Annotated in this window: 3 protein-coding genes; 2 read left to right on the forward strand and 1 reads right to left on the reverse strand. The window is 61.1% G+C overall.

Going from position 1 to position 3545, the window contains the following annotated elements; all coding sequences use genetic code 11:
* The first annotated feature begins 215 nt into the window (after window positions 1-215).
* On the forward strand, window positions 216-1457 hold the full coding sequence (locus tag EOA60_RS23730; protein WP_128311990.1) for a hypothetical protein: 1242 nt from the start codon (window positions 216-218) through the stop codon (window positions 1455-1457).
* 22 nt (window positions 1458-1479) lie between these two features.
* Here the strand turns inward: EOA60_RS23730 and EOA60_RS23735 are convergent, their stop codons facing one another.
* Entirely contained in the window at window positions 1480-2112 is a 633-nt protein-coding gene (locus tag EOA60_RS23735; RefSeq protein ID WP_095825202.1) for a recombinase family protein, read from the reverse strand.
* Window positions 2113-2303: 191 nt separating this feature from the next.
* Here EOA60_RS23735 and EOA60_RS23740 point away from each other — a divergent pair, with 191 nt between their 5' ends.
* On the forward strand, window positions 2304-3266 hold the full coding sequence (locus EOA60_RS23740) for a hypothetical protein (protein WP_127335335.1): 963 nt from the start codon (window positions 2304-2306) through the stop codon (window positions 3264-3266).
* Window positions 3267-3545: the final 279 nt, after the last annotated feature.

The raw sequence follows: 3545 nt of genomic DNA on the forward strand, positions 1-3545 counted from the left end.
GGCGGAGCCAAATAGCCTTGATTTCGAATGTCGATCGGCTGCACGGACTTCCTCGGTCTCGGCCGGCTCCTGAACTGCGGATAGAGATCGATAGGAGCCCCACTTCACGGACCGTAGTGTGCGGCTCCGGTGCGGCTGCTGTTTCAAGGCTCGCGCTGCAAAGGCTTCGAATAGGGTCGCGGAACGGCAACGACCCATCCCAAACTCAGCGCCAAATGGCGGCCCTGATCAAGGCGGCTTCGCTTTCGCCGTCGACACTCAACACGGTCAGTGCTGCTTCGTACAGCTACTCGATGTATTGGACGAGGGGTGTCGGCCACACTCACGGCACCATCACAGGTAATTTCGAGCCGCTGGCGATCATGAATGGACAGGACATGATGGCGTCGATCCGTGGCCAGTTGGGTCCGAACGCGCAGATCGTACCGATTGGCAACTTCAGGGTCGGAATGGGGGCGGCTCCGGCGCCCGACCAGTGTTCGCCAGAGCTCTCCCAGTCCGCACCACGCGAAGAGCGTCTCGAGTTGACAGAGCTGCCGGGGGTTGGTGGGCATGCGAGGGCGTTGTGCGTCAACAACGCGGGACTTGCTGGAGGGTACTGCTCAACAGGTGATCCCAACCCGCATGTGGCCTGTATCTGGTCCGATGATTTGGGTCCCTACGTGGTCAAAGGAGCAGGAGCGCCAAGTCAGGTGAACGGCATCAATGACACGGGAGAAGTCGTCGGCACGATGATGATCGACGGTGGCGCGAACAGGGCATTTCACGTTGGTCCAGATGGGTTGCGCGTTCTCGAAACGCTGGGTGGCATGCACAGTCACGGGTATGCCATCAACAACGGTGGCTTTCTCATAGGGTCCAGCTGGACAATCCCCGGTAACGACCCGGGCGACAAGGGTGAGACTGCATTTGTTGCCGGCAAGGACCTGCAAATTCGATCCATCGGGGCGCTGCGGGCAGATTGGAACAGTCAGCCAGTGGCTCTCAACAATCAAGGCGTCGTTGTCGGTCATAGCTGGTTCGGTAGAACGTTCCCCGGGGGACCTCAGAGGGCGTTTGTCTGGTCAGAGGAACAGGGAATGATCGATCTCGGCACCCTGGGAGGACCGGCTGCCGTTCCGGTGGCGATCAATGACAGCGGCGTCGTTGTCGGCATCACGAGTGACGCTGCTGGTCGAAATTGTTGTTTCATCTGGTCAGCAACAGAGGGGATGCGTGAGCTGTTGCCTGGGTTGGCCAGTACTGGAGTTGTGGCCCTCAATGACAGAGGTGACGTGGTCTTCAATCTACATACTGAGCATGGCGTCCAGAGTTCTGTGACAGGCCCTGATGGGAGGACACGAGCGCTTCAGACCTTTGTTGGGCATGAAACTGAGGCGCGAGCGATGAACAATGCCGGCCATGTGGTTGGGCTTGTATTTCGGAACCTGCATTCCCACGCGGCCATTTGGCGATAGTTCGGCTGGCCCCGGTATCTGATCAACGTGCATCGGCTCCGGTCTCTTCCAAGCGCTTCGCCAGCCTTGCGAGCGTCGACCGTGAGCAGTTGGTCGCTCGAACGATGGTGTTCCAACTCTGCCCCTTCCGCAGCATTTCCAAGATGGCCTCGTTGCGCTCTGCGTCCTCGGGGCGACCCTTCATGCGTCCCTCCGCCTTTGCCTTGGCGATCCCTTGAGCCTGCCTGCGGCGTCGGTCGTCGTAGTCCTTGCGGGCGATGGCGGCGAGCATGTCGAGCAACATGCCGTTGATCGCGTCGAACATCCGGCCGGTGAAGGCGTCCTCGGTCTTCAGCATCATGTGCGAAGTCGGCAAGTCCAGCGCCACGACCTTGACCTCCCGGTCCTTGATCTCACGCTTGAGCTGGTCCCAGTCCTTGTCCGACAGGCGGCTCAGGCGGTCGACCTGTTCGGTGAGCAGGATGTCGCCCGGCTTGCTGTCCCTGAGCAGCCGGAACAGCTCCGGCCGGTGCAGCGATGCCCCGCTCTCGTTCTCCTCGTAGGTGGCCGCGATGGTTAGCCCTCGCTCCCGACAGAATGCTTCAAGGTCCCCTCGCGCGCGTCCTGCGTCCTGCTCCTTGGTCGAGGCCCTGAGGTAGGCTCGGATGAATGTCATGGTGCCCTCCAGTTCGATTTGACTGGTTCTGTAATGGATGGTTCGCTTTGAGTGGTCAAGGGGGTATTTCTCGAACCAGACCAGCGCCAGTTCGGAAAGGGCACACCCAAGAGAACCAAGCAGCGGCCGCACGGCGGCGGCCCGGCTTGCACTCGTCGTCACGCCCCAAATAGGATGCAGTTGGAGGTCCCATGGCCAAGCGATCGAAATCAAAGAAGATGGAGGATGAGTGCGTCATTCCTCCTCAGCTACCGTTGGCTGAATTGGAGCGGTTCCTATTCCGACACTCTGGAGAGGAGGCGAGGCGGATCGCCGACTACCTCGAATGGCAGGCTCATGGCGAAGAGATCGTCCAGCATGCCGAGAAGGTCACGAGTGAGCGTGTCTTCGGACGGGACTACGATGTATGGGACGTCCACACCGACAAGGAGAGGTGGTGGGTGATCACCAACCCGACCAACCTCTACTCTCAGCGGCTGATGCCGAGCATGGACTACACCCTGTCGTTCCACATCGGTCTGATGGCGCGCGTCGCGGCCGCCCGGCGCTACCATGGCACCCCCGCCGAGGTGGAGTTGTTCTTGGTCACCCAACGCAAGCTCGTTCAAGTAGGCGAAGCACTCGACGCTGCCGACGAGGTCGAGGAGTTCCAAGGAATTGGGATGCTCTGCCGAGAGTGCCTGTTGGTGTTCATCCGTGAGCTGATTGACGCGGCAAGCGTCGAGTTCACCGGCGACACCCCCAAGGCCAGCCACTTCATTGGGTGGAACGACCGGCTCGCCAACGAACTCGCTGGGGGAGCGTCGAAAGAGTATGCTCGCGCCTATGTCAAATCGACCGCCGAGCGTGCGTGGCGGCTCGCGAACTGGCTCACCCACAGCTCGGGCGCGACCAGAGCCGACGCAGAGCTTGCCTTCTCGGCAACCTCCCACGTCGTGGAAATCTACACCTCGGTGGCTCTGCGCCGGAAGGCTGCCGCTCCCGCCCGCTGTGAGCGGTGCCAGTCGTCAAAGATTGTTGTGCAGTGGCAGCCCAGTCGAGGCAGAGGCGGGAGGTACGTTGCCCAATGCAATTCTTGCGGCTCGGAGGCCGTCTCCAGAAAGCCCCGAGCAAGGAAGCCCAACTCAATGCCCAAGACAGCGGTGCGCTCCTAATAGCCGCAGACCCGGGCAGGGGGATTATGGGCGCGTGCTGTTGATCCGATGGGGCGCGCAAATTCTTTCGCCAAAAATCCGACCCTATCTCTCATGCATGACAGACCAGCGGTTCAGCATGAAGGCAGACCCGTGCAGGTGGACATCTGTTGACCGCCGCACCGGGCGGCCGGTCGAGGGGTCGCCTTGCGGTCGGCCTGGAGGAGGCTTGGTCGCTTGATCTGGTCGACCTTCTGAGCGTGACCGAGATGAAGCGGCGGATCAGGCGGGGCCACATCG

Source organism: Mesorhizobium sp. M1A.F.Ca.IN.020.06.1.1 (assembly GCF_004023265.1).
In the GTDB taxonomy this organism is placed as follows: domain Bacteria; phylum Pseudomonadota; class Alphaproteobacteria; order Rhizobiales; family Rhizobiaceae; genus Mesorhizobium.